The sequence below is a fragment of the Streptomyces sp. LX-29 genome (genome assembly GCF_029541745.1).
GTDB lineage: Bacteria > Actinomycetota > Actinomycetes > Streptomycetales > Streptomycetaceae > Streptomyces.
The window spans coordinates 6,041,337-6,064,086 of record NZ_CP089746.1 but is presented as its reverse complement, the minus strand read 5'-3'; the positions used below and the strand labels follow the sequence as shown (position 1 = coordinate 6,064,086).

The window sequence follows — 22,750 nt, the reverse complement described above, 5'->3', positions numbered from 1 at the left end:
GGCCGGGCCCTCGGGCGTTCTCCTGGCCGGCCCCGGGCATTCCCCCTGGCCACGTGCCTCCCGGCCGACCCTCGGGTCCCCGACCGCCCTCCGCACGGCGGTGGAAGCAGCCCGCCGCAACGGCGCGCGACCACGACGCCGCGACCCGGCGGTGCCCGACGACGCGCGGTGTCGTCGTCGGGACGAGGAGCCCAACGGCGGCCGCCCAGGGCGCGCACAACGGGCCGGGGCCCCTGGGATCACTCCCAGGGGCCCCGGCCCGTAAAGACCCGCTGCGGCTCAGCGCCCAGCGACTAGTTGTCGTCCTCGTCGATGAGGAAGCCACGCATCGGGCTCGGCGCCTGCTGCATCGGCTGCGGGCTCTGCGGCCGCACCGGTGCCATCGGCTGGGTCATCGCCGGGGACATCTGCTGCTGACCACCGTAGGACGGGGCGCCGCCCATCGGCTGGTTGCCGCCCATGGACTGGTTGCCGCCCATGGTGTGGCCGCCCATCGGGCTGGCGCCGGCGGAGGCCATCGACGGGGACGGCGGCAGCGAGGCGGTCGCCGGGGTGCGCGGCGGGGCCAGCGAGTCGTCGGCCTGGTTCTCCAGCTGACGCAGCTGGCTCTCCAGGTACGACTTCAGTCGCGTGCGGTACTCGCGCTCGAAGCCGCGCAGGTCCTCGACCTTGCGCTCCAGCGTGGCGCGAGCGGACTCCAGGGAGCCCATCGCGACGCGGTGCTTCTCCTGAGCGTCCCGCTCCAGGGCGTCCGCCTTGGCGCGTGCGTCGCGCTCCAGGCCCTCGGCACGGCTGCGCGCCTCGCCGACGATCTTGTTGGCCTCGGAACGGGCCTCCGCGATCGCCTGGTCGGCGGTCTGCTGCGCCAGGGAGAGCACGCGCGCGGCGCTGTCACCGCCCGGGCCCTGGCCCGGCTGCGGCAGCTGCGGGCCGGGACCGCCCATCGGACCCTGCTGACCCATCGGGCTCTGCTGACCCATCGGACCCTGCTGGCCCATCGGGCCCTGACCCATCGGACCCTGCTGACCCATCGGGCCGGGGCCCATCGGGCCGCCCATGGGGCCACCCATGGGACCGGGGCCGCCCATCGGACCCTGCTGGCCCATCGGACCGGGACCACCGGTGCCGGCGGGCAGCTGGGGGGCACCACCCGGCAGTTGGGGCGGGCCGCCCATCTGCTGCTGCTGGGGCGGCACCGGCTGCGGTCCGGATATGGCGGCGGGCACCGGAGCGCCGGGGCGATCCTGCGGCTCCGGCGGTTTACGCATACCCTGCTGCTGGTTCTGCGCGGCGGCACGGGTCGCCGCGGCCAGCTTGGCCCGCAGGTCCTCGTTCTCGCGCAGCAGTCGGGTCAGCTCGGCCTCGACCTCGTCGAGGAACGCATCGACCTCGTCCTCGTCATAGCCTTCTCGGAGGCGGACGGTCGTGAACTGCTTGTTCCGCACGTCCTCGGGGGTCAACGGCATCTCTACTTCACCTCAACGTAGTCGTCGGCAATCGGCAAGACCGTCTCGTTCACACGCTGCTCGCAAGGTTGCTCACGACGGTGATCAGAATCCAGACGATGATCATCAGTACGAAGAAGGACAGGTCGAGCGCCACGCCCCCGAGACGCAGCGGCGGGATGAACCGCCGCAGAAGCTTCAGTGGCGGATCGGTGACAGTGTAGGCGGCCTCCAGAACGACCACCATCGCCTTGCCGGGTTGCCACGAGCGGGCGAACTGGAAGACATAGTCCATCACCAGTCGGAAGATCAGCACGATCAGGAAGCAATACAGCGCGATGTAGATCACCTGCAGTGCGATGTCCATCCCGCGCTTCCCTCTCCCCTTGCTCGTACGCGGCCTGAAGGCCGTCTGTGACTCGGTGCCACCGGTGCTGCGTCTCAGCTTTGGTTGAAGAACCCGCCCTCTGCGATACGGGCCTTGTCCTCCGCCGTGACATCGACGTTAGCAGGAGACAACAGGAACACCTTCTGGGTCACCCGCTCAATACTCCCGTGGAGGCCGAAGACCAGACCGGCCGCAAAGTCGACAAGTCGCTTCGCGTCGGTGTCGTCCATCTCCGTCAGATTCATGATCACCGGAGTGCCCTCGCGGAAGTGTTCCCCGATGGTACGGGCTTCGTTGTAGGTCCGGGGGTGAAGCGTGGTGATGCGGTACGGCTCCCGCTCGGACACAACCTTGGGCATGATCACCGGTGCGTTCTTCTCCAGGTTCTGACGTTCAGGTGTGATGGACGCCACGGGTGCGATTCGGGCGGGTCGTCCGCTTTCCGCTACGAGCGGAGCCGGTTCACGCTGTGCGGGCGGATGGACGACCCGTACCGATTCGTCCCGTTCCGGGCGCCGTTCGGGCGTGGTCTCGTGCCGTCGACGGTCCCGCTCGGGCTCCGGTTCGGGCTCGAAGTCGTCGTCGGGGTCGAAGCCCCGGCCGTCGTACCCATCGTCCTCCACGAGGCCGAGGTAGACCGCCATCTTGCGCATCGCGCCGGCCATGCTCTGCGTCCTCCGCTCTGTGGTGGATCGGCTCCGCCACCGGATGCCGTGGATCCACGCGGCCTGCCCGTCTTTTGACGGTAATGACCATATTTTCTGCTGTGGTCCGACTTCTTGGCGACGTTACCCGAGCCTGGGTCGGACTCCGAGTACCGCGGTGCCGACGCGCACATGTGTCGCCCCCGCGGCCACCGCTTCCTCGAGGTCCGCGCTCATGCCTGCCGAGACCATGTTCGCAGCAGGATGAGCCATGCGCAGGCTGGATGAGATTTCCAACAGTCGATCGAACGCCGCCCGGGGGCGTCCCGCGTACTCTCCGACCAGGGGCGCGACCGTCATGAGCCCGGCCGGTCGCAGCCCTTGGGCCTCGGCGATCACCTCGGCCAGCTCCGGCACGCCGTCGGGGGCGACGCCGCCGCGCCCCGAGCGCTGGCCCGACTCGGCGTCAAACGCCACCTGGATCAGGCAGTCCAGCTCGCGGCCGGCTCGGACCGCCGCCGCGGACAGCGCCTCAACCAGTCGCTTCCGGTCGACGGACTGCACCACATCGGCATAACTCGCCACCGAACGAACCTTGTTTGTCTGCAATTGCCCGACGAAGTGCCAGTTAAGGGACAGATCAGCGCACTCGGCGGCCTTGCCCGCAGCCTCCTGGTCCCGGTTCTCCGCCACCTGTCGGACGCCCAACTCCGCGAGCAGTCGGACATCGCTCGCCGGGTAGGTCTTGGTGACCACGATCAGGGTCACCTCGTCGCGATCGCGGCCGGCCGCGGCGCAGGCGGCAGAGATACGTTCCTCCACCCGCGCCAGGTTCGCGGCGAGTTCGGCCTTGCGGCCCGTCAGGTCGGTCACACCCGTCAGATCCGTCACAGTTTCAGCCGTCCAACCAGACATAGCTGGCGAGCCGCCCGGTGGTGCGCTCGCGTCGGTAGGAGAAGTGGTCCGCCGACTCCAGCGTGCAGATGTGAGATTGTCCACCGATTTCAATGCCAAGTCGGGCAAGTTGGGCGTGCACTCCCGCGGTCACATCCACCGCCGGGGTCCCCCAGCTGGTCTCGGACCATGCCTCCGGAACGACCTCGGCCACCGCGGCCCGCATCGCCTCGGGGACCTCGTAGCAGCGTCCGCAGACCGCGGGTCCGGTGTGCGCCACGATCCGGGCGGGATCGGCACCCAGCTCCAGCATCGCCGCCACGACCGCGGGCACCACCCCGGCCACCAGCCCCGGTCGTCCGGAGTGCGCCGCTCCGGCGACGCCCGCCTCCGGGTCGGCCAGCAGCACCGGGGTGCAGTCGGCGGTGAGCACGGCGAGCGCCAACCCCCGACGCGCCGTCACCACGGCGTCCACGGCGGGCACCGCGTCGGTGCCCCAGGGACCGTCCACGACGGCGACGTCCCGACCGTGCACCTGGTTCATCCAGACCACCGACGCCGGGTCGAGGCCGAGCTCCACCGCGACCCGCTCGCGGTTGGCCAGTACGGCGGCGGGGTCGTCGCCGACCGCCCCGCCCAGGTTGAGCGCCTCATACGGAGCGGCGCTCACCCCACCCCACCGGTCGGTGAAGGCGAAGTGCGCGCCGCTCGCTTCGTGCTGTTGCCCTATCACGTCACGCTGTCACTATCACGATGTCGCTCTGTCGTCCCGTCGGATCCGCGGTCTTACTTGAGGAAGTCCGGGACGTCCAGCTCCTCGGCCTGGCTGTCCTGGTAGGGACGGGCGGCCGGGACCTGCGGGGTGGCCACCGGGGGCGGCGGGACCTCGGCGATCGGAGCGCGCTCGGCGGGAGCCGGCTCCTCCTCCTCGCGCGGGGTGACGCCGCCGAGGCCGCCGAAGGACGGGCGGACGGGCTCGACCGGGGCGGACGGCCGGCTCGCGGTGCCGCTGCCGGACTCCTCCCGGCCACCGCCGCCGTAGGAGCCGAGCACCTTGTCGCGGTTCTTCGCGGGCGGCTGGCCGCCGTCGAATCCGGCCGCGATGACGGTGACGCGGACCTCGTCGCCGAGCGCGTCGTCGATGACCGCACCGAAGATGATGTTCGCCTCGGGGTGCGCGGCCTCGCTGACCAGCTGCGCGGCCTCGTTGATCTCGAACAGACCGAGGTCGGAGCCGCCGGAGATGGAGAGCAGCACGCCGCGGGCGCCGTCGATGGACGCCTCCAGCAGCGGCGAGGAGATCGCCATCTCGGCCGCGGCCACCGCGCGGTCGTCGCCGCGCGCCGAGCCGATGCCCATCAGCGCCGAGCCGGCCTCGGACATCACGGACTTGACGTCCGCGAAGTCGAGGTTGATCAGACCCGGGGTGGTGATCAGGTCGGTGATGCCCTGGACACCGGAGAGCAGCACCTGGTCCGCCGACTTGAACGCGTCGAGCACGCTCACCTGACGGTCCGAGATGGAGAGCAGCCGGTCGTTGGGGATCACGATGAGGGTGTCGACCTCGTCGCGCAGCTGCGCGATGCCGTCCTCGGCCTGGTTGGCGCGGCGACGGCCCTCGAAGGTGAACGGTCGGGTGACCACACCGATCGTCAGGGCGCCCAGCGAGCGGGCGATGTTGGCGACCACGGGGGCGCCGCCGGTGCCGGTGCCGCCGCCCTCGCCCGCGGTCACGAAGACCATGTCGGCCCCCTTGAGGACCTCCTCGATCTCCTCGCGGTGGTCCTCGGCCGCCTTCCGGCCGACCTCGGGGTTGGCTCCCGCGCCGAGGCCGCGGGTGAGCTCGCGACCGACGTCGAGCTTGACGTCCGCGTCGCTCATCAGCAGGGCCTGCGCATCGGTGTTGATCGCGATGAACTCGACGCCCTTGAGCCCGACCTCGATCATCCGGTTGATGGCGTTGACGCCACCGCCGCCGATGCCGACGACCTTGATGACTGCGAGGTAGTTCTGCGGTGCTGCCACGTCGAAGGCCTCTCGCCTCGATTACGTGTCGCCACGCCGCAGTTGCTGCGGTGCGCCGACGGATGCCGAATGGGGTGGTCCTCTGAGTCGACCCCAACCCTAACGCTGAAGTTTAGGGTTACTAGTGCCGCTGTTCCTTTGATTCTTCGGAACAGGACACTAAGTCGACAAGTGGCGCGCGTTCAATGAACACGCCGAACCTCCCGTTTTTCTTTTCACCCTATGTGATCACCCCTGAGGGTAGCCAACCAGGGTGCCGGCCCGTCGCGATGTGCGCCCACGTCAACTATCGGCCACCGCGGGGGCGCTCGGGGCACTGACGTCGAACCGCTTCGCGTCGGGCGCCGCCTTCATCAGCGCGGTCAGCGCGTCGGCCTTCGCCGCGCCGCGCTCCCCGCTCCCCCACACCACCGTGCGCCCCCCGGTCAGTTCCAGAGTGATCGAGTCGTACGAGCGCACCCGGATCACCCGGGTGTCCCGGTCGACCGCGGCGGGGAGGCGGGAGGCGGCGCGCATCGCCTCACGGCGCAGCCGGTCGGCGCCGAAACGGCGGGAACCCGGCGATGGCCGGATGTCCATTTCCAGCCGGGGCACCCCCTTGGGGGCGCGGGCCACGGTGGCGAATCGCACACCCTTGGCGTCCACTTCGATGAACTTTCCGCCCGACTTGATAACCGCTTCCGGTTGTCGTTCGGTCACTTTGAGACTGATGGTGTGCGGCCATGACCGCTCCACCTCGACCTCGTCGATCCGGGGCAGCCGCTTCCGCAGCCTGCGCTCGATCGCCGCGGTGTCCAGGGAGACCATCGGGGAGCCCAGCGGCACGTCCGCGGCCTCGCGCACCTGATGGGATGACAGGACGTCCGTGCCGCTGACTTTCACCCGTTCGGCCCGCAGCCAGTCCGAGCCGTAGAGCGCCCAGACCACGCCGGCGCCGAGCAGCACGGTGGCCACGCCGGTCAACACCAGGGTGCGGCGCCGTGGCAGCCGCAGCCGGCGGCGGGCGCGCAGCACCCGCGGCCGCGGGCCGGACGGCGACGCCTTGCGGTCACCGCGTCGGGCGGTCGTCGATCCGGCCACGCATCCCTGCCTTCTCGCGCGCTGCTCCGCGCGCCTGCTCGCGCCTGGCGGCGAGCCGCCCGCTCACCCCTGGCGGCGGGCGGCGATCGCCTCGTACACCATGCCGACGAGCAGCTCGTCGGCGTCCCGGCGACCGAACTCGGCGGCGTGCCGGGACATCTCGTACAGCCGGTGCGGGTCGGAGAGCACCGGGAGCACCTCGTTCTGGACCCACTCGGGCGTCAGTTCGGCGTCGTCGACCAGCAGTCCGCCGCCCGCCTTGACCACCGGCTGGGCGTTGAGCCGCTGTTCGCCGTTGCCGATCGGCAGCGGGACATAGGCGGCCGGCAGCCCGACGGCGGACAGTTCGGCGACGGTCATCGCGCCCGCGCGGCAGAGCATCATGTCCGCCGCCGCATACGCGAGGTCCATACGGTCCACGTACGATACCGGGATGTACGGCGGCATTCCGGGCATGTTGTCGACGTGCGGCAGTTCGTTCTTGGGGCCGACCGCGTGCAGGATCTGGATTCCCGCGCGCTGAAGGAAGGGGGCGACGGCCTGGACGACCTCGTTGAGTCTGCGGGCGCCCTGCGAGCCGCCGGAGACGAGCAGCGTGGGCAGGTTGGGGTCGAGGCCGAAGGCCGCGCGGGCCTCGGGGCGGACCGCCGCGCGGTCCAGGGTGGCGATCGAGCGGCGCAGCGGGATGCCGACGTAGCGGGCGTTGCGCAGCTTGCTGTCCGGGGTGCTGACCGCGACGTGCTTGGCGTAGCGCGAGCCGATCTTGTTGGCCAGGCCGGGGCGGGCGTTCGCCTCGTGCACCACGATCGGCACGCCGAGCCGCTTGGCGGCCAGATAGCCGGGCAGGGCCACATAACCGCCGAAGCCGACCACGCAGTCGGCCTTGGTGCGCTCCAGGATCTGCTCGGCGGCCTTGATGGTGCCGCGCAGTCGTCCGGGGACGGTGATCAGTTCGGGCGTGGGCCTGCGGGGCAGCGGAACGGCCGGGATCAGCCCGAGTTCGTAGCCCCGCTCGGGCACGAGTCGGGTCTCAAGACCCCGCTCGGTGCCGAGCGCCGTGATCCCCACGCTCGGGTCCTGCCTGCGCAGGGCGTCCGCGAGGGCGAGCGCGGGCTCGATGTGGCCGGCGGTCCCCCCACCGGCGAGTACGACATGCACCGAAATTCACCGCTCTCCGGACGACCGCTTCTTGACGCGCCGTCTCATCGTCTTCCATCTGGCCCCAGGTTTCCGCATGGCCAGGGCCGCTCGCGCACCGGGTTCCGCTCGCGCGAAGGCGATCAGCAGGCCGATGGCGAACATGGTCGGCAGCAGGGCGGACCCTCCGTAGGAGAACAGCGGGAGCGGGACCCCGGCGATCGGCAGCAGGCCCAGCACCGCGCCGATGTTGACCACGGCCTGGGCCGTGATCCAGGTGGTCACTCCTCCCGCGGCATACCTCACGAAGGGGTCCTCCGTGCGTCCGGCCACGCGGATACCCGCATAGCCTAGAGCCGCGAAGAGGGCGAGCACCGACAGCGTCCCCGCCAGGCCGAGTTCCTCCCCGGTAATCGCGAAGATGAAGTCGGTGTGCGGTTCGGGGAGTTCACCCCATTTCTCCATGCTCGCGCCGAGGCCGGAGCCGAACCAGCCGCCGTTGGCGAGCGCGTAGATGCCGTGCACGGCCTGCCAGCACTGGTCGCCCGGGCCGGGCTCGGTGGCGCCGAGGCAGGCGAGCCGCGCCATCCGGTTGGGGCTGGTGCGCACCAGCAGGGTGCCGATCAGCCCGGCGACGGCGAGCACGCCCACGAAGAGCCGGGTGGGCGCGCCGGCCAGCCAGAGCAGTCCGAAGAGGATCGCCGTGAGGATGATCGCGGTGCCCATGTCGCCGCCGAGCATGATCAGCCCCAGCAGGATGAAGGTGGCCGGCACCAGCGGGACCAGGAGGTGCTTCCACTGGGCGAGCAGGCGTTTGTCATGTTTGCGGGCGAGCAGATCGGCGCCCCACAGGACCAGCGCCAGCTTTCCGAACTCGCTCGGCTGGAGCAGGAAGGGGCCGCCGAAGGAGATCCAGTTCTGGTTGCCGTTGACCGCCACGCCTATCCCCGGCACCTGGACCAGGCACATGAGGAAGACCGAACCCGCGAGCAGCGGATAGGCCAACGCGCGGTGCAGCTTCACCGACGTGCGAGCCGCCAGCAGCATCAGCGCCCCGCCCAGGGCGGCCGCGAAGAGCTGCTTGCGGAAGAAGTAGGACGGGGCCAGGCCGGACTGCAGCGCCTTGATCTGCGAGGCCGAGTAGACCATCACCAGGCCCAGCACGATGATCAACAGGCTGCCGCCGAGGATGACGTAGTACGCGGTCAGCGGCCGGTCCCAGGCGCGCCTGGCGCGGGTGTGCAGCCGCCGCGCCCCGCCGAGCACGCTGCCGCGCGAGGGGCGGGGCATCCGGCTGGACCCGCCGGCGCGGCGCGGGCCGCCGCCCCGCGCGGGGCGTGAGCGCTGTCGCTCCCGTAGAGCCGTGATTCCGACCGCCGCGCTCTCGCGCCGCGCCGGCCCCCCGGTGACCGGGGCCCCGCCGGCCAGCGCGGGCTGGGGCAGCGGAGGGGCCGGCCAGCCGCGGAGGGCCGCGCGGTGTCGTGTCATGGCGCCCCGGACGTCGGCCCCCACCCGACGGGCCGCCCGCGCGGCGGCGCCGGGCCCCGGCTCCCGTGCGGGGGGATCCCCCGCACCGCGCGGAGCGCGGGCCGGGCCGGCCGCGGGCTCTTCAGGGCTCATGTCGGCTATCCCTCCAGCATCCCCGCGCGAGCGGTCCTCGCGCGGGGCCGGCGGGTCAGTTACCGCCCGTGGCCGGGCCGGGGGCCAGGTCGCGAACGGCCGCGGCGAAGGCGTCGCCCCGCGCGTTGTAGTTGACGAACATGTCCATCGAGGCGCAGGCGGGGGCCAGGAGGACCGTGTCGCCCCGCTCGGCGAGCCGAGCCGCCTCCCGGACGGCCGCCGCCATCGCCCCAGTGTCGGTCCGGTCGAGGTCCACGACCGGGACATCCGGCGCGTGTCGCGCGAGCGCTTCGCGGATCAGCTCGCGGTCGGCGCCCATGAGGACGGCGCCGCGCAGCCGGCCCGCGGAGGCGGTGACGAGCTCGTCGAAGGTGGCGCCCTTGGCGAGGCCGCCGGCGATCCACACGATGGACTCGTAGGCGGCCAACGACGCCTGGGCGGCGTGGGTGTTGGTGGCCTTGGAGTCGTCGACGTAGGCGACGCCGTCCACGTCGGCGACGTGCGCGATGCGGTGCGCGTCGGGCCGGAAGGCCCGCAGCCCGTCCCGTACGGCCGTCGGGGGCACGCCGAAGGCGCGCGCCAGGGCGGCCGCCGCCAGCGCGTTGGCGATGTTGTGCGGCGCGGACGGCTGCACGTCGGAGACCTCGGCGAGCTCCTGCGCCTGCTTCTGGCGGTTGGGGACGAAGGCCCGGTCGACCAGGATGCCGTCGACGACGCCCAGCTGGGAGAGGCCGGGCGGGCCGAGGGTGAAGCCGATCGCCCGGCAGCCCTCCTCCACGTCGGCCTCGCGCACCAGGTCCTCGGTGGCCGGGTCGGCCACGTTGTAGACGCACGCCACCGTGTTGCCCTCGTAGATCCGGCCCTTGTCGGCGGCGTAGGCCGCCATGGAGCCGTGCCAGTCGAGGTGGTCGGGGGCGAGGTTGAGGACGGCGGCGGAGTGGGCGCGCAGCGACGGCGCCCAGTGCAGCTGGTAGCTGGACAGCTCCACGGCCAGCACGTCGTACGGGGTGTCCCCGAGCACCACGTCCAGCAGCGAGACGCCGATGTTGCCGACCGCGGCGGTGCGCAGCCCGGCGGCCTCCAGGATGGAGGCCAGCATCTGCACGGTGGTGGTCTTGCCGTTGGTGCCGGTGACCGCCAGCCACGGGGCGGCGTCGGCCCCCCGCAGCCGCCAGGCCAGCTCCACGTCGCCCCAGATCTCCACGCCCGCCGCGGCGGCGGCCTGGAACAGCGGCTTGTCCGGCCGCCATCCCGGGGTGGTGACGACCAGGTCGGTGCCCTCGGGCAGGGTGTCGCCGTCGCCGAGCCGGACGGTGAGGCCCGCCCGGTCCGAGCCGCCAGCGCCGTCCGCGCCGGAGCGTCGCTCCGCGGCCCAGGCCGTCAGCTCGGCGGCCTGGGCGCGCGCCCGCTCGTCGTCGCCGTCGTTGACGACCGTCACGTCGGCGCCGAGGTCGTGCAGCACCCGGGCCGCCGGGATCCCGGAGACTCCGAGCCCGGCGACCGTGACGTGCTTGCCCGTGAAGTCCAGCGTCACTTGTTGGCCCGCCAGCCCGCGTAGAAGATGCCCAGTCCCACGATGACGCACATGCCCTGAATGATCCAGAATCTGACCACGACCAGGACCTCACTCCACCCCTTCAACTCGAAGTGGTGCTGGAGTGGCGCCATCCGGAAGACCCGTCGGCCGGTGAGCCGGAAGGAGCCGACCTGGATGACCACGGACATGGTGATCAGGACGAACAGACCGCCCAGGATCGCCAGCAGCAGCTCGGTGCGGGAGCAGATCGCCAGACCCGCGAGCGCGCCGCCGAGCGCGAGCGAACCGGTGTCGCCCATGAAGATCTTGGCGGGCGAGGTGTTCCACCACAGGAAGCCGAAGCAGGCACCCATCAGGGCCGAGGCGACCACGGCCAGGTCGAGCGGGTCGCGCACCTCGTAACAGCCGGGGCCGGCGGTGATCTGGTTGGCGCAGGACTCCTGGTACTGCCAGACGCCGATGAAGGTGTACGCGCCGAAGACCATCACCGAGGCGCCGGTGGCCAGGCCGTCGAGGCCGTCGGTGAGGTTCACGCCGTTGGACATCGCCAGGATCATGAACAGCGCCCAGATCGCGAAGATCACCGGGCCGATCTGCCAGCCGAAGTCCTGGGTGAAGGAGAGCCGGTCGGAGGCCGGAGTCTGGTTGCGGCTGTCCGCGAAGTTGAGCGACAGGATCGCGAAGGCGATACCGACGATCAGCTGTCCGGCCATCTTCGCCTTGGCCCGCAGGCCCAGGCTGCGCTGCTTGACGATCTTGATGTAGTCGTCCAGGAAGCCGACCAGGCCCATGCCCGCGAACAGGAACAGCACCAGCACGCCGGAGAAGGTGGGCTCGCTGGAGGTGATCACCTTCGTCAGGGCGTAGGCGATGATCGTGGCCAGGATGAAGGCGATGCCACCCATGGTGGGCGTCCCCTTCTTGCTGCCATGGGTGCGCGGGCCGTCGTCGCGGATGAACTGCCCGTACCCCTTGCGCGCCAGCAGCTTGATCAGCAGCGGCGTGCCGATCAGGGTCAGGAAGAGCCCGATGGCTCCGGAGAAGAGGATCTGCCTCATGCCCATCGGCCGGCGACCTCGCCCTCAGTTTCGAGCAGCGCCTGCGCGACGCGCTCCAGACCCACCGCTCTGGATGCCTTCACCAGCACGACGTCCCCCGGTCGCAGCTCACTGCGCAACAGGTCGACCGCCGCACGCACGTCGGACACGTGCACCGACTCCTCACCCCACGAACCCTCGTTCTTGGCGCCCATGTCGAGCCAGGCGGCCTCCTGGCCGCCGACCGCCACGAGCTTGCTGACGTTGAGCCGGACGGCCAGCCGCCCGACCGCGTCGTGCTCGGCGAGTGACTCCTCGCCCAGCTCGGCCATCTGGCCCAGCACCGCCCACGTACGACCCCCCCGGGCCTCGCCGGCCTTGCCCATGGCGACCAGCGCGCGCAGCGCGGCTCGCATGGAGTCGGGGTTCGCGTTGTAGGCGTCGTTGACGACCGTCACGCCGTCCGCGCGCTCGGTGACCTCCATACGCCAGCGGGAGAGCTGCCCCGCCTCGGAGAGCGCCTTGGCGATCTCGTCGACGGGCATGCCCAACTCATGGGCGACGGCGGCCGCGGCGAGCGCGTTCGACACGTGGTGCTCACCGTACAGGCGCAAGGTCACGTCGCTGCACCCGGTGGGGGTGTGAAGCGTGAAGGCAGGCCGGCCTTCCGCCGTGAGCCGGACATTCTCGGCACGCACGGCGGCGTCCTCGGCCTCACCGAAGAGCACGGTACGGGCCTTCGTACGGGACGCCATGGCGCGGACCAGCGGGTCGTCGGCGTTGAGCACGGCCACCCCGCCCTCATCCGCGGCGGGCAGCGACTCGACCAGCTCGCCCTTGGCCGCGGCGATCTGCTCGCGGCCGCCGAACTCCCCGAGGTGCGCGGTGCCCACGTTGAGCACCACGCCGATCCGCGGCGGGGTGAGCCGCGTGAGGTAGTCGATGTGGCCGATGCCTCGGGCGCCCATCTCCAGCACGAGGTGCCGGGTGCCGGCGTCGGCGCGCAGCGCGGTCAGCGGCAGGCCGATCTCGTTGTTGAAGGAGCCGGGCGGCCACACGGTCGGGCCGAGACGCTCCAGCAGCTGGGCGATGAGGTCCTTGGTGCTGGTCTTGCCCGCCGAGCCGGTGAGCGCGACGACGGTGGTGCCCAGGCGGTCCACGATGCCGCGCGCGAGCGCGCCCAGCGCCGCGACGACGTCGTCGACGACGATCACCGGGACGGGGTGCTCCGCGTCGCCGACGGGGCGGGAGGCCAGCACGGCCGTCGCGCCCGCCTCGACGGCGCGGCGGGCGAAGTCATGGCCGTCGACGCGGTCGCCGGGCAGGGCGGCGAACAGGCTGCCCGGCCGCACCTCGCGGGAGTCGATGACGACCGGCCCGGTGACCTGCGCCTCCGGGTCCGGTATGTCGTACGGCCGGCCGCCGACGAGGCTGGTGATCTCGGCGAGGGACAGTGCGATCACTGGTCACCTCCGGCGGTACACGGGAGCTGCCTGGTGGCGGCTGGTGCGCGCATGTCGGTCTGTCATCCCTGGTCGTGACGGTGCGAGGAAGGGGTGGGGGGCTCTGCGGTGTCGGCCGGGCCGGCCGACTCGGCGGCAGCGGGGGCGGCGCCGGCGTCGGCGGACCCCGTGCCCGCGCGGGAGCGCTCGATCGCGTCCCGCAGCACCTGGCGGTCGTCGAAGGGCCGGACCACCCCGGCGATGTCCTGGCCCTGCTCGTGCCCCTTGCCCGCTACGAGGACGGTGTCGTCGGGCTGGGCACGGGCCACGGCGGCGGCGATGGCGGCCGCGCGGTCGGCGTCGACCAGCACCTCGCCGCGCTCGTGGGCGGGCACCTCGGCGGCGCCGGCGAGCATGGCGGCGAGGATCGCCAGCGGGTCCTCGGAGCGGGGGTTGTCGGAGGTCAGCACGGCCGTGTCGGCGTACCGCGCGAGGGCGGCGCCCATGGGGGCGCGCTTGGTCTGGTCGCGGTCGCCGCCGCAGCCCAGGACGGCGTGCAGCCGGCCCTTGGTGACCTTGCGCAGGGCGCGCAGGACCGATTCGACGGCGTCGGTCTTGTGGGCGTAGTCCACCACGGCGAGGTACGGCTGGCCGGCGTCGACGCGCTCCAGGCGACCGGGCACGCCGGGCACGGCGGCGACGCCGTCGGCGGCGGTCTGCGGGTCCACCCCGGCGACCACCAGCGCGGTGATCGCGGCGAGGGCGTTGGCCACGTTGAAGGGCCCGGGGATCGGCGCGGCGGCGCGCACAGAGCGGCCGTCGGGGCCGAGGACGGTGAAGGTGGAGCCGAGCGGGCCGACCTCCACGTCGGTGGCGCGCCAGTCGGCGTCCGGGTGGCCCTCGGCGGAGAAGGTGGTGACCGGGACCTCGGAGATCCCGACCAGACGCTTGCCGTACTCGTCGTCGTAGTTGATCACGCCGGCCTGGCTGCGGGCCTTGGTGAACAACTGCGCCTTGGCCTGGAAGTAGTCCTCCATGCCGGAGTGGAACTCCATGTGCTCCGGGCTGAGGTTGTTGAAGACGGCGACGTCGAAGACGCAGCCGTCGACCCGGCCGAGGACCAGCGCGTGGCTGGAGACCTCCATGACGACCGAGCCGACGCCGCGCTCGCGCATGACCGCGAACAGCGCCTGAAGATCGGTGGCCTCGGGCGTCGTGCGCTCCGATTTCAGCCGCTCGTCGCCGATGCGGGACTCGACGGTGCCGATGAGCCCGGTCATCCCGGCGTCCGCGCCGCGCGCCCGCTCGGCGGCGCGCAGGCCGCCCTCGATGAGGTACGCGGTGGTGGTCTTGCCGGAGGTGCCGGTGATCCCGATCTGGAGCAGCTCGTGGCCGGGCGCGCCGTAGATCGTGACGGCGAGGGCGCCCATGCGGCCGCGCGGGTCGCCGACGACCAGGACGGGCAGCCCGGTGGCGGCCGCGCGGTCGGCACCCGCCGGGTCGGTCAGGATCGCCGCGGCGCCGAGGTCGGCGGCCTGGGTGGCGAAGTCGGCGCCGTGCATGCGGGCGCCGGGCAGCGCCGCGTACAGGTCGCCGGGGCGCACCGCGCGGGAGTCGTGGGTGATGCCGGTGATCGGCCCGCCGGCGGGTTCTGGGGACCTGACGCCCAGCTGATCGGCGAGCTCCGCCAGTGAGGTGGAACGGACCTGGCGGGGACGCGGCGCTCCCGGGTAGGCCGGGGAGGCGTCCTTCTGGGTGGTTTGGGACTGATCAGCGTGGGGCACGGCGGTGAGCGTACCGGGCGGACCGGGGTCCGGGCGAAACAAGGTCCGCGCGGGAGCGCGCCGGACCCCGTGGTTCCAGGGATCCGGCGTGATCGTTGTCACGGCGGCATCCGCTCAGGCACCGGGCGTGTAGTTCACCGGAAGCCGCGCCGGGGGCTTACCGGAGGGCGCGACCCGCAGCGTCTTGAGAGCGAACTCCATCACCTGTTTGAAGATCGGCCCACAGACCTGACCGCCGAAGTAGCTGCCCTTCGTCGGGTTCTGCACCGCGCAGTAGACGGTCACCCGGGGTTGGTCGGCGGGGGCGAAGCCGGCGAAGGAAGCGGTGTAGCCGTGGTAGCGGCCGGTCTTGGGGTCCACCCGGTTGGAGGTGCCGGTCTTGCCGGCGACGCGGTAGCCGGGGATCTTGGCCTTGGTGCCGGTGCCCTCGCGGTCGTCGACCACGGACTCCAGCATCTTGGCGAGCGTCCCGGCGGTCTCCTTGCTCACCACCCGGCTCCTGGCGGGCTCCGGAGCGGCCCTGAAGGTGCCGTCGGGGCCCCTGGTGCCCCGCACCAGGCTCGGTGCCACCCGCTCGCCGCCGTTGGCGATGGTGGAGTAGACGGAGGCCGCCTGTACGGCGTTGAGCGACAGTCCCTGCCCGAAGGGGATCGTGTACTGCTGGGAGTCGCTCCAGTCGCCGGGCTTGGCGAGGATGCCCGGGGTCTCCCCCGGGAAGTCGAGCCCGGTCGGCCGGCCGACGCCGAACTTGCGCAGGTAGGAGTAGAGCACCTGGTTGGCCTGGCCGCGGGTCTTGCCCAGCTGCTCGGTGGCGAGGATCGTGCCGATGTTGCTGGACTTCGCGAGCACGCCGTTGAGCGTGAGGTGCCAGGTGGCGTGGTCGATGTCGTCGGCGAAGGCGCGGTCCGCGCGGGGCAGCCGGTTGGGCACCACGACGGGGGTGTTCCAGGTGGCGGCGCGCTCCTCCAGGACGGCGGCCATCGACATCACCTTGCTGACGCTGCCGGGCTCGTACGCGTCGGTGAGCGCCGCGTTGCCCAGGGCCTCGGCGTCGGCCTTCCGGATCTCGTTGGGGTCGAACCCGGGGGCGTTGGCCAGGGCCAGGATCTGTCCGGTGCGGGTGTCCTGGACCACGACGTAACCGCGGTCCGCGCGGGAGTCGGCGACCTGCTTGCTGATGGCGCTCTGGGCGGCCCACTGGATGTCGCGGTCGAGCGTCAGCTCGACGTCGGCGCCGGGGACCGCGGGCTGTTCCTCGAGGTCTCCGGTGGGGACCTGGCGACCGCCGGACTGGGCGTAGACCCGCTTGCCGTCCTTGCCCGCGAGCTGGGCGTCGAGCAGCTGCTCGACGCCCGCGGAGCCCTTGCCCTGGGCGTTGACGAAGCCCAGTATCCCGGCGGCCAGGTCGCCGTTGGGGTACACCCGCTTGCTGTGCGCCTCCCGGTTGATTCCGGCCAGCACGTTCACGCCCTTGCGCTCGCTCTCCTTGTCGGCGAGGGCGCTCTTGAGGTCCTTGATCTGCTTCCAGACCTGGGGGGTCTGCTGGCGCGCCAGGACGACGTACTTGGACTTCGGATTGGCGGTGAGCTTCTCCTCCAGGGCGGCCTGGTTCTCGCCCAGGATCGGCGCCAGCAGCGACGCCGCCCGCCGCGGGGCGTCGTCGGTCTTGGTGGTCTCGCGGGTGAGCAGATCGGGGGCGGCGGTGATGTCGTAGGCGTCCACCGTGGTGGCCAGGTCGACGCCCGTCCGGTCGGTGATGGAGCCGCGCTCGGCGGCGAGCCGCACCGGGATGTAGCGGTTGACGTTGGCCTTGGCCGCGTACGTGCTGGCGTCCACCGCCTGCACCTGGAGCAGCCGCACCACGAAGGCCAGCATGACCAGGGTCAGGCCGAGGCTCACCAGCCGCAGCCGGGGGCGCGGGCTGCCCAGACGCAGCGGCGGGTTCCCTCGGCCGCCCCGCGCGGGGCGCGCCGCGGGACGGGAGCCGGCGCGCGCGTCGGGACGGGCGGCGGGGCGCGCACCGGAGCGCTGTGCGGGGCCTCTGCCTTTGCCCGCGGCGCCCTGGCGGGGCCGTCCCACACCGCCCTCACCGCGCGGGCGGGCGGGGCGCGGCACGCGGCGCCGAGGATCTCGCGGGGCCGTCATACGAGGTCACCTGCCGGATGTCGGGGTGGGCTTCGCGGGGGCGGTGGCTCCGGGCGCGGCCGGGGCGGGGGCGAGCGGCGCGACGGAGGGGGCCGCGGCCGGCGAGGGGAGCGGAACGGGCGCGTTCGGCGACGCGGACGCGGAGGCCGCCGGTGGCGCGGCGGGGCTCGCCGAGGTCGGGGCGGCGGACGGGGCCGGGCTGGGGGCGGGCAGCGGGCGGGGGGGGGGGGGGGGGGGCCGTGGGCAGCGCGGCGGCGGGGGCGTCGAGCACCGCGGGGCCGCCGCCGGCGGCCGGGGAGGGCACGCCGCGGACCGTGCCGTCGGGCTCGAGGAAGACGGGGTTGCCGCCGGGCACCATGCCCAGCTCACGGGCGCGGCGCTCCAGGGCGTCCGGCGCCGACAGCTCGTCCACCTCCTGCTGCAACGCCTGCCGCTCGTCGGTGAGCTCGGTCGCCTGCCGCTCCAGCCGGCTGAGCTCGAAGGAGCCCTGGTTGAGCGCCGAGTTGAGCACCAGCAGGCCGATCAGCCCGGAGCCGAGCAGCACCACGACCAGGAACACGAACGGCGTCCGCTTGGCCGCGGCGGCCCCGGGCGCCGTCACAGCGTCTCCCCCGCCCCGTGGGCGTGCGGTGTCCGCGTATGGGCGCGGGCCCCGGCTGCGCCGCCCGCGCGGGCGGAAGTCCCGGCGGCGGAGGCGGGCTGTCGCGCCGCGCGGGCGGGGGCGCCGACGGAGACACCCGCCGCGCGGGCGGACGCCTCCGTGGGGCGGCCGGACACCACCGCGACACCGAGAGGCGACTCCACGGGGCGAACACGACCCGCGAGGCCCACCGCGCGGGCGGGCGGCCCCGCCGCGCGGTGCGGGGCACCCGCGGGGCGTCTGGTGCCGGCGGCCCCGCGGGAGGTCGCGTGGTGGGGCGCCGTCACGGGGCGTCCTCGCGGATGCGCTGCGCGCCGCGCAGCCGCGCGGGGGCGGCGCGCCGGTTCTCGGCGACCTCCTCCTCGGTGGGCAGCTCGGCGCCGCGCGTGAGGAGCTTCAGACGGGGCTGGTAGCGCTCGGGGACGACGGGCAGGCCGGGCGGGGCCGTGTTGCTGGCGCCCGCCGCGAAGACCTGCTTGACCAGGCGGTCCTCCAGCGAGTGGTACGAGAGGACGGCGATGCGACCGCCCAGGGCGAGCGCCGAGACGGCTGCCGGGATGGCGCGCTCCAGCACCGCCAGCTCGCCGTTGACCTCGATGCGCAGCGCCTGGAAGGTGCGCTTGGCGGGGTTGCCCCCGGTGCGCTTGGCGGCCTGCGGCAGCGCGGCGCGGATCAGCTCCACCAGCCGGGCGCTGTTGGTGAACGGTTCCTTCGCCCGCTCCCTGACCACCGCGTCGACGATCTTCTTGGCGAACTTCTCCTCGCCGTAGGCGCGCAGGATGCGGACCAGCTCGCCGGGCGGGTAGGTGTTGAGCACCTCGGCGGCGCTGATCCCGGTCGTCTGGTCCATCCGCATGTCCAGCGGCGCGTCCTGCGCGTACGCGAAGCCGCGGTCGGCCTCGTCCAGCTGCATGGAGGAGACGCCGAGGTCGAAGAGGACGCCCTGGACGCTGGGCACGCCGAGCCGGTCGAGGACCTCGGGGAGCTCGTCGTAGACGGCGTGCACGAGGGTGGCGCGGTCGCCGTAGGGCGCGAGCCGCTCGCCGGAGAGCTTGAGGGCGGCCGGGTCGCGGTCGAGCGCGATCAGCCGGACGTCGGGAAAGGTGGCCAGCAGCGCCTCGCTGTGCCCGCCCAGGCCCAGGGTGCAGTCGACCACGACCGCTCCGGGCTGGACGAGCGCGGGAGCCAGCATGTCCAGACAGCGCTGGAGCATGACGGGTACGTGGAGAGCGTTGCTGCTCATGCGCCCTTCTGAGGGTCCGGCGCGGCGGCACGTACCGCCGGGTCCCCGCCCGCTCTGAAGGGGAAGTGGCGTTCTGGCGCCGGGGAAGGGACGTCAGGCGGCCGGGAGCGGGAGGAGGCCGAGAGGTACGTACGCGCCGCGCGCGTCGAGTTTCCGGAATCCAAGGGGAGCGTCACGCCTCCCACTTCGCGCCACTTTAGTCCACTCGTCCCCTCGGTCAATCAACTGGCCAGCGCGTCTCTCCGTCCTTGTGGCCCCCGGGGCTCACCCGCTCGGCGGAACTCTTACCACCTGTGTGGGTTACGTCACACCCTGGAGCTGACAGGTCTTGTTGCCCATGTTTGCCCGACCTCACAGCCGACAGAACCGCACCTGGCCGCATACCTTCGAACCATGTCGATATCCGCGCCTCAGCCGCTGCCCCACTCCACCGACAGCGACGATGTCCGTGTGAGCACATTCCCCACGGAAGGCACGGTCATAGACCGTTTCGTCGAAGCCAACTCCCGATACGCGACCGAGTTCCACGACCCCGGGGTCGACGCCCGCCCTGTGCAGCGCGTCGCCGTGGTCGCCTGCATGGACGCCCGTCTCGACCTCCACGCCGCACTCGGGCTGGAACTGGGCGACTGCCACACCATCCGCAACGCGGGCGGCGTGGTCACCGACGACGTCATTCGTTCCCTCACCATCAGCCAGCGCGCGCTGGGCACCCGGAGCGTGATGCTCATCCACCACACCGGGTGCGGTCTGCTGAACCTGACCGAGGACTTCCGGCATGAGCTGGAGGCGGAGGTCGGCCAGCGTCCGGCGTGGGCGGTCGAGGCGTTCAAGGACCTCGACCGGGACGTCCGCCAGTCCATGCAGCGGGTGCGGACCTCCCCCTTCCTGCTGCACAAGGATGATGTGCGAGGCTTCGTCTTCGATGTGACGACGGGCCTGCTGCGCGAGATCGACCCCGCCGGGCCGACCGACGCGCAGGAGTGACGGAGTAGGAGCTGACCGGACCGAGGCACTCTCGACGATTCCCCTGGGTTATCCACAGGCGAGTGACGAGATGCGGCGGTGACGGCCAGAATGCGGAGAGACATCGCCCCCGCGACCGCGGGGGCGCATGTCGGCGTTTCGGGGTGGGCCGGGTCGGTACAGGCAGACGGCCCTGATGAACGGGCCGAGGAGGGCCGGGTGACGACCTATGACGAGCGAGCGAGCCTCAGCGATCTGACCACCACAGCGGAGCGGGTCCGCCGGTCGGTGGAGGGTGTGATCGAGGGCAAGCCCGAGGTCGTGCGGCTTTCGCTGACGGTGCTGCTCGCGGAGGGGCATCTGCTGATCGAGGATGTCCCGGGCGTGGGGAAGACCATGCTCGCCAAGGCGCTCGCCCGGTCGATCGACTGCTCGGTGCGGCGCATCCAGTTCACGCCCGACCTGCTGCCCTCGGACATCACCGGCGTGAGCATCTACGACCAGCAGCGCAGGGAGTTCGAGTTCAAGCCGGGCGCGATCTTCGCCCAGGTCGTGATCGGCGACGAGATCAACCGCGCCTCGCCCAAGACCCAGTCGGCGCTGCTGGAGTCGATGGAGGAGCGCCAGGTCACCATCGACGGCCAGACCTACGAGCTGCCGAACCCCTTCATGGTGGTCGCCACGCAGAACCCGGTGGAGATGGAGGGGACCTACCCGCTGCCCGAGGCGCAGCGGGACCGCTTCATGGCGCGCGTCTCGATGGGCTATCCCAGCCCCGAGGCCGAGCTCCAGATGCTGGATGTGCACGGCGGCCTGTCGCCGCTGGACGACCTGCAGCCGGTCGCGCACGCCGATGACATCGTCAAGCTCGTGGACGCGGTGCGCCATGTCCATGTGGCCGACTCGGTCCGGCGGTATGTGGTGGACCTGGTGGCCGCCACCCGGAACCACCCCGAGCTGCGGCTGGGCGCCTCGCCGCGGGCGACGCTGCACCTGCTGCGCGCCGCGAAGGCCGCCGCCGCCCTCGCCGGGCGCGAGTACGCGCTGCCGGACGACGTGCAGGGCCTGGCCGTCCCGGTGCTGGCGCACCGGCTGCTGCCGACCGCCCAGGCCCAGCTGAACCGGCGCACCTCCGAGCAGGTCGTCGCGGAGATCCTGCACCGCACGCCGGTGCCCAGCTCCGCTTCCCGCGCGGCGCAGCGCCAGCAGCCGCCGATGGCCGCGCCGCCGATGGCCGGTGCGCACCTGGCCGCGCCGCCCGTCGGCGCCCCGGTGATGCCCGCCGCCCCGGCCGGTCCGCCGCCCGCCGGGCCGGTGGAGTACGGCACACAGCCGCCGGGCGCGCGGAGGCTGTGATGTCGGCAGGGGGGACACCGCCGGAGGGCGGTGACGACAGGGGTGCGGTGCGGGTCGCCCTCTCGGGGCTGACCACGCGCGGCCGCTCGTTCCTGGCCGCGGGCATCGCGGCCGCGATGTGCAGCTATGTGCTGGGCCAGGGGGACCTGCTGCGGGTCGGGCTGCTGCTGGCCGCGCTGCCGCTGGTGTGCGTGGCGGTGGTCTACCGCACCCGGTGCCGCGTGGCGGGCAGCCGGCGGCTCAGCCCCGCGCGGGTGCCGGCGGGCTCTGAGGCACGGGTGCACCTGCGCGTCGACAACATCTCCCGGCTCCCCACCGGGCTGCTGATGCTCCAGGACCGGGTGCCCTATGTGCTCGGTCCGCGCCCCCGCTTCGTCCTGGACCGGGTGGAGCCCGGCGGCCGGCGCGAGGTGTCCTACCGGGTCCGCTCCGACCTGCGCGGCCGCTATCCGCTGGGCCCGCTGCAGCTGCGGCTGACCGACCCGTTCGGTATGTGCGAGCTGACCCGCGGTTTCAGCTCGTACGACCTGTTGACGGTGGTGCCGCGGGTGGAGCCGCTCCCCGCGGTGCGCCTCGCGGGCGAGGCCGCGGGCTACGGGGACGGGCGCAACCGCTCGCTGGCGCTGGCCGGCGAGGACGACGTGATCCCGCGCGGCTACCGCCACGGCGACGACCTGCGCCGAGTCCACTGGCGGTCCACCGCGCGCTACGGCGAGCTGATGGTCCGCCGGGAGGAGCAGCCACAGCGCGCCCGCTGCACGGTGCTGCTGGACACCCGGGAGACGGCGCACTTCGGCTCGGGGCCCGACTCGGCCTTCGAGTGGGCCGTCTCCGGGGCCGCCTCGGTCGCCGTCCATCTCCTCCAGCGCGGATACGCCGTGCGTCTGCTCACGGACACCGGGGCCTCGGTGCCCGGCACCGACGGCGGCAGCGGCTTCTCCGGCCCCGTCCTGGAGTCGGCGGACACCGTCGGCCTGCTGCTGGACGCCCTCGCGGTCATGGACCACTCGGCGGAGCCCGGGCTGTCGCCGGCCTACGACCTGCTGCGCGGAGGCGGTGAGGGGCTGCTGGTAGCGTTCCTCGGCGATCTTGATGAGGAGCAGGCCGCCGTGGTCGCCCGGATGCGTCAGCGCAGCGGTGGCGCGGTGGCGTTCCTCCTGGACAACGCCGCCTGGGCAGGTGGCGCCGGGACGGCCTCCGACCCCCTTCAGCGGCGTCTTCAGCTGCTGCGCGAGGCGGGTTGGACGGCGCTGCGGGTCGGCCCCGGCACCCCGCTGACGGCGCTGTGGCGGCAGGCCGAGGCCGGGGCCGGAGCGCCCTCGGTGAGCGGCATGACGGGGGGCTGGCAGTGAGCGATGCGGGTGCGG

The 22,750-nt window shown here is 72.6% G+C and carries 20 protein-coding genes; 3 read left to right on the top strand and 17 right to left on the bottom strand.

Annotated elements, in window-relative coordinates:
* Positions 1 to 293: 293 nt before the first annotated feature.
* The 17 genes from LRS74_RS25570 to rsmH form a co-directional block, all read right to left on the bottom strand.
* Positions 294 to 1,466 carry a DivIVA domain-containing protein gene (locus LRS74_RS25570; RefSeq protein ID WP_277743200.1) on the bottom strand — a complete coding sequence of 391 codons (1,173 nt, stop codon included), beginning with the start codon at positions 1,464 to 1,466 and terminating at the stop codon, positions 294 to 296.
* A 49-nt stretch (positions 1,467 to 1,515) separates the two neighbouring features.
* On the bottom strand, positions 1,516 to 1,812 hold the full coding sequence (locus LRS74_RS25565; RefSeq protein ID WP_144384703.1) for a YggT family protein: 297 nt from the start codon (positions 1,810 to 1,812) through the stop codon (positions 1,516 to 1,518).
* A gap of 74 nt (positions 1,813 to 1,886) precedes the next feature.
* Positions 1,887 to 2,498, bottom strand: coding sequence for a cell division protein SepF (gene sepF, locus LRS74_RS25560; RefSeq protein WP_277743199.1), 612 nt, complete (start codon positions 2,496 to 2,498; stop codon positions 1,887 to 1,889).
* 123 nt (positions 2,499 to 2,621) lie between these two features.
* On the bottom strand, positions 2,622 to 3,341 hold the full coding sequence (locus LRS74_RS25555) for a YggS family pyridoxal phosphate-dependent enzyme (RefSeq protein WP_277744932.1): 720 nt from the start codon (positions 3,339 to 3,341) through the stop codon (positions 2,622 to 2,624).
* 31 nt (positions 3,342 to 3,372) lie between these two features.
* On the bottom strand, positions 3,373 to 4,104 hold the full coding sequence (gene pgeF, locus LRS74_RS25550; RefSeq protein ID WP_277743198.1) for a peptidoglycan editing factor PgeF: 732 nt from the start codon (positions 4,102 to 4,104) through the stop codon (positions 3,373 to 3,375).
* A gap of 53 nt (positions 4,105 to 4,157) precedes the next feature.
* Complete coding sequence (ftsZ, locus tag LRS74_RS25545) at positions 4,158 to 5,396, bottom strand: cell division protein FtsZ (protein ID WP_277743197.1); 1,239 nt, start codon at positions 5,394 to 5,396, stop codon at positions 4,158 to 4,160.
* A gap of 282 nt (positions 5,397 to 5,678) precedes the next feature.
* Complete coding sequence (locus LRS74_RS25540; protein WP_277743196.1) at positions 5,679 to 6,476, bottom strand: FtsQ-type POTRA domain-containing protein; 798 nt, start codon at positions 6,474 to 6,476, stop codon at positions 5,679 to 5,681.
* A gap of 63 nt (positions 6,477 to 6,539) precedes the next feature.
* A complete protein-coding gene (gene murG / locus LRS74_RS25535) occupies positions 6,540 to 7,634 on the bottom strand; it encodes an undecaprenyldiphospho-muramoylpentapeptide beta-N-acetylglucosaminyltransferase (RefSeq protein ID WP_277743195.1) in 1,095 nt (364 codons plus the stop codon).
* A gap of 6 nt (positions 7,635 to 7,640) precedes the next feature.
* Positions 7,641 to 9,125: a putative lipid II flippase FtsW gene (gene ftsW / locus LRS74_RS25530; protein WP_277744931.1), complete on the bottom strand. Its 1,485-nt coding sequence runs from the start codon at positions 9,123 to 9,125 to the stop codon at positions 7,641 to 7,643.
* A gap of 163 nt (positions 9,126 to 9,288) precedes the next feature.
* Positions 9,289 to 10,761, bottom strand: a complete 1,473-nt coding sequence (gene murD / locus LRS74_RS25525) for a UDP-N-acetylmuramoyl-L-alanine--D-glutamate ligase (RefSeq protein WP_277744930.1) — start codon at positions 10,759 to 10,761, stop codon at positions 9,289 to 9,291.
* Between the two features lie 2 nt (positions 10,762 to 10,763).
* Entirely contained in the window at positions 10,764 to 11,828 is a 1,065-nt protein-coding gene (mraY, locus tag LRS74_RS25520; RefSeq protein WP_144384822.1) for a phospho-N-acetylmuramoyl-pentapeptide-transferase, read from the bottom strand.
* Positions 11,825 to 13,270, bottom strand: a complete 1,446-nt coding sequence (gene murF / locus LRS74_RS25515) for a UDP-N-acetylmuramoyl-tripeptide--D-alanyl-D-alanine ligase (protein ID WP_277743194.1) — start codon at positions 13,268 to 13,270, stop codon at positions 11,825 to 11,827. The genes mraY and murF overlap by 4 nt, the downstream gene beginning before the upstream one ends.
* A gap of 62 nt (positions 13,271 to 13,332) precedes the next feature.
* Positions 13,333 to 15,033, bottom strand: coding sequence for a UDP-N-acetylmuramoyl-L-alanyl-D-glutamate--2,6-diaminopimelate ligase (locus LRS74_RS25510; protein ID WP_277743193.1), 1,701 nt, complete (start codon positions 15,031 to 15,033; stop codon positions 13,333 to 13,335).
* Positions 15,034 to 15,147: 114 nt separating this feature from the next.
* On the bottom strand, positions 15,148 to 17,178 hold the full coding sequence (locus LRS74_RS25505) for a penicillin-binding protein 2 (protein ID WP_277743192.1): 2,031 nt from the start codon (positions 17,176 to 17,178) through the stop codon (positions 15,148 to 15,150).
* On the bottom strand, positions 17,120 to 17,779 hold the full coding sequence (locus LRS74_RS25500) for a septum formation initiator family protein (protein ID WP_277743191.1): 660 nt from the start codon (positions 17,777 to 17,779) through the stop codon (positions 17,120 to 17,122). The genes LRS74_RS25505 and LRS74_RS25500 overlap by 59 nt, the downstream gene beginning before the upstream one ends.
* Positions 17,776 to 17,982 (bottom strand): hypothetical protein, encoded by a 207-nt coding sequence (locus LRS74_RS25495; protein ID WP_277743190.1) that lies wholly within the window; start codon positions 17,980 to 17,982, stop codon positions 17,776 to 17,778. The genes LRS74_RS25500 and LRS74_RS25495 overlap by 4 nt, the downstream gene beginning before the upstream one ends.
* Before the next feature lie 119 nt (positions 17,983 to 18,101).
* Positions 18,102 to 19,061 (bottom strand): 16S rRNA (cytosine(1402)-N(4))-methyltransferase RsmH, encoded by a 960-nt coding sequence (rsmH, locus tag LRS74_RS25490; RefSeq protein ID WP_277743189.1) that lies wholly within the window; start codon positions 19,059 to 19,061, stop codon positions 18,102 to 18,104.
* 393 nt (positions 19,062 to 19,454) lie between these two features.
* Here rsmH and LRS74_RS25485 point away from each other — a divergent pair, with 393 nt between their 5' ends.
* From LRS74_RS25485 to LRS74_RS25475, 3 genes are all read left to right on the top strand, one after another.
* Complete coding sequence (locus tag LRS74_RS25485) at positions 19,455 to 20,048, top strand: carbonic anhydrase (protein WP_277743188.1); 594 nt, start codon at positions 19,455 to 19,457, stop codon at positions 20,046 to 20,048.
* Positions 20,049 to 20,246: 198 nt separating this feature from the next.
* On the top strand, positions 20,247 to 21,383 hold the full coding sequence (locus tag LRS74_RS25480) for a MoxR family ATPase (RefSeq protein WP_277743187.1): 1,137 nt from the start codon (positions 20,247 to 20,249) through the stop codon (positions 21,381 to 21,383).
* Complete coding sequence (locus LRS74_RS25475; RefSeq protein ID WP_277743186.1) at positions 21,383 to 22,735, top strand: DUF58 domain-containing protein; 1,353 nt, start codon at positions 21,383 to 21,385, stop codon at positions 22,733 to 22,735. The genes LRS74_RS25480 and LRS74_RS25475 overlap by 1 nt, the downstream gene beginning before the upstream one ends.
* Positions 22,736 to 22,750: the final 15 nt, after the last annotated feature.

Excerpts from the sequence above, each read along its gene's own strand:
- LRS74_RS25570 (WP_277743200.1), bottom strand. The coding sequence starts at position 1,466 with ATGCCGTTGACCCCCGAGGACGTGCGGAACAAGCAGTTCACGACCGTC.
- LRS74_RS25565 (WP_144384703.1), bottom strand. The coding sequence starts at position 1,812 with ATGGACATCGCACTGCAGGTGATCTACATCGCGCTGTATTGCTTCCTG.
- sepF (WP_277743199.1), bottom strand. The coding sequence starts at position 2,498 with ATGGCCGGCGCGATGCGCAAGATGGCGGTCTACCTCGGCCTCGTGGAG.
- mraY (WP_144384822.1), bottom strand. The coding sequence starts at position 11,828 with ATGAGGCAGATCCTCTTCTCCGGAGCCATCGGGCTCTTCCTGACCCTG.
- LRS74_RS25505 (WP_277743192.1), bottom strand. The coding sequence starts at position 17,178 with ATGACGGCCCCGCGAGATCCTCGGCGCCGCGTGCCGCGCCCCGCCCGC.
- rsmH (WP_277743189.1), bottom strand. The coding sequence starts at position 19,061 with ATGAGCAGCAACGCTCTCCACGTACCCGTCATGCTCCAGCGCTGTCTG.
- LRS74_RS25485 (WP_277743188.1), top strand. The coding sequence starts at position 19,455 with ATGTCGATATCCGCGCCTCAGCCGCTGCCCCACTCCACCGACAGCGAC.
- LRS74_RS25475 (WP_277743186.1), top strand. The coding sequence starts at position 21,383 with ATGTCGGCAGGGGGGACACCGCCGGAGGGCGGTGACGACAGGGGTGCG.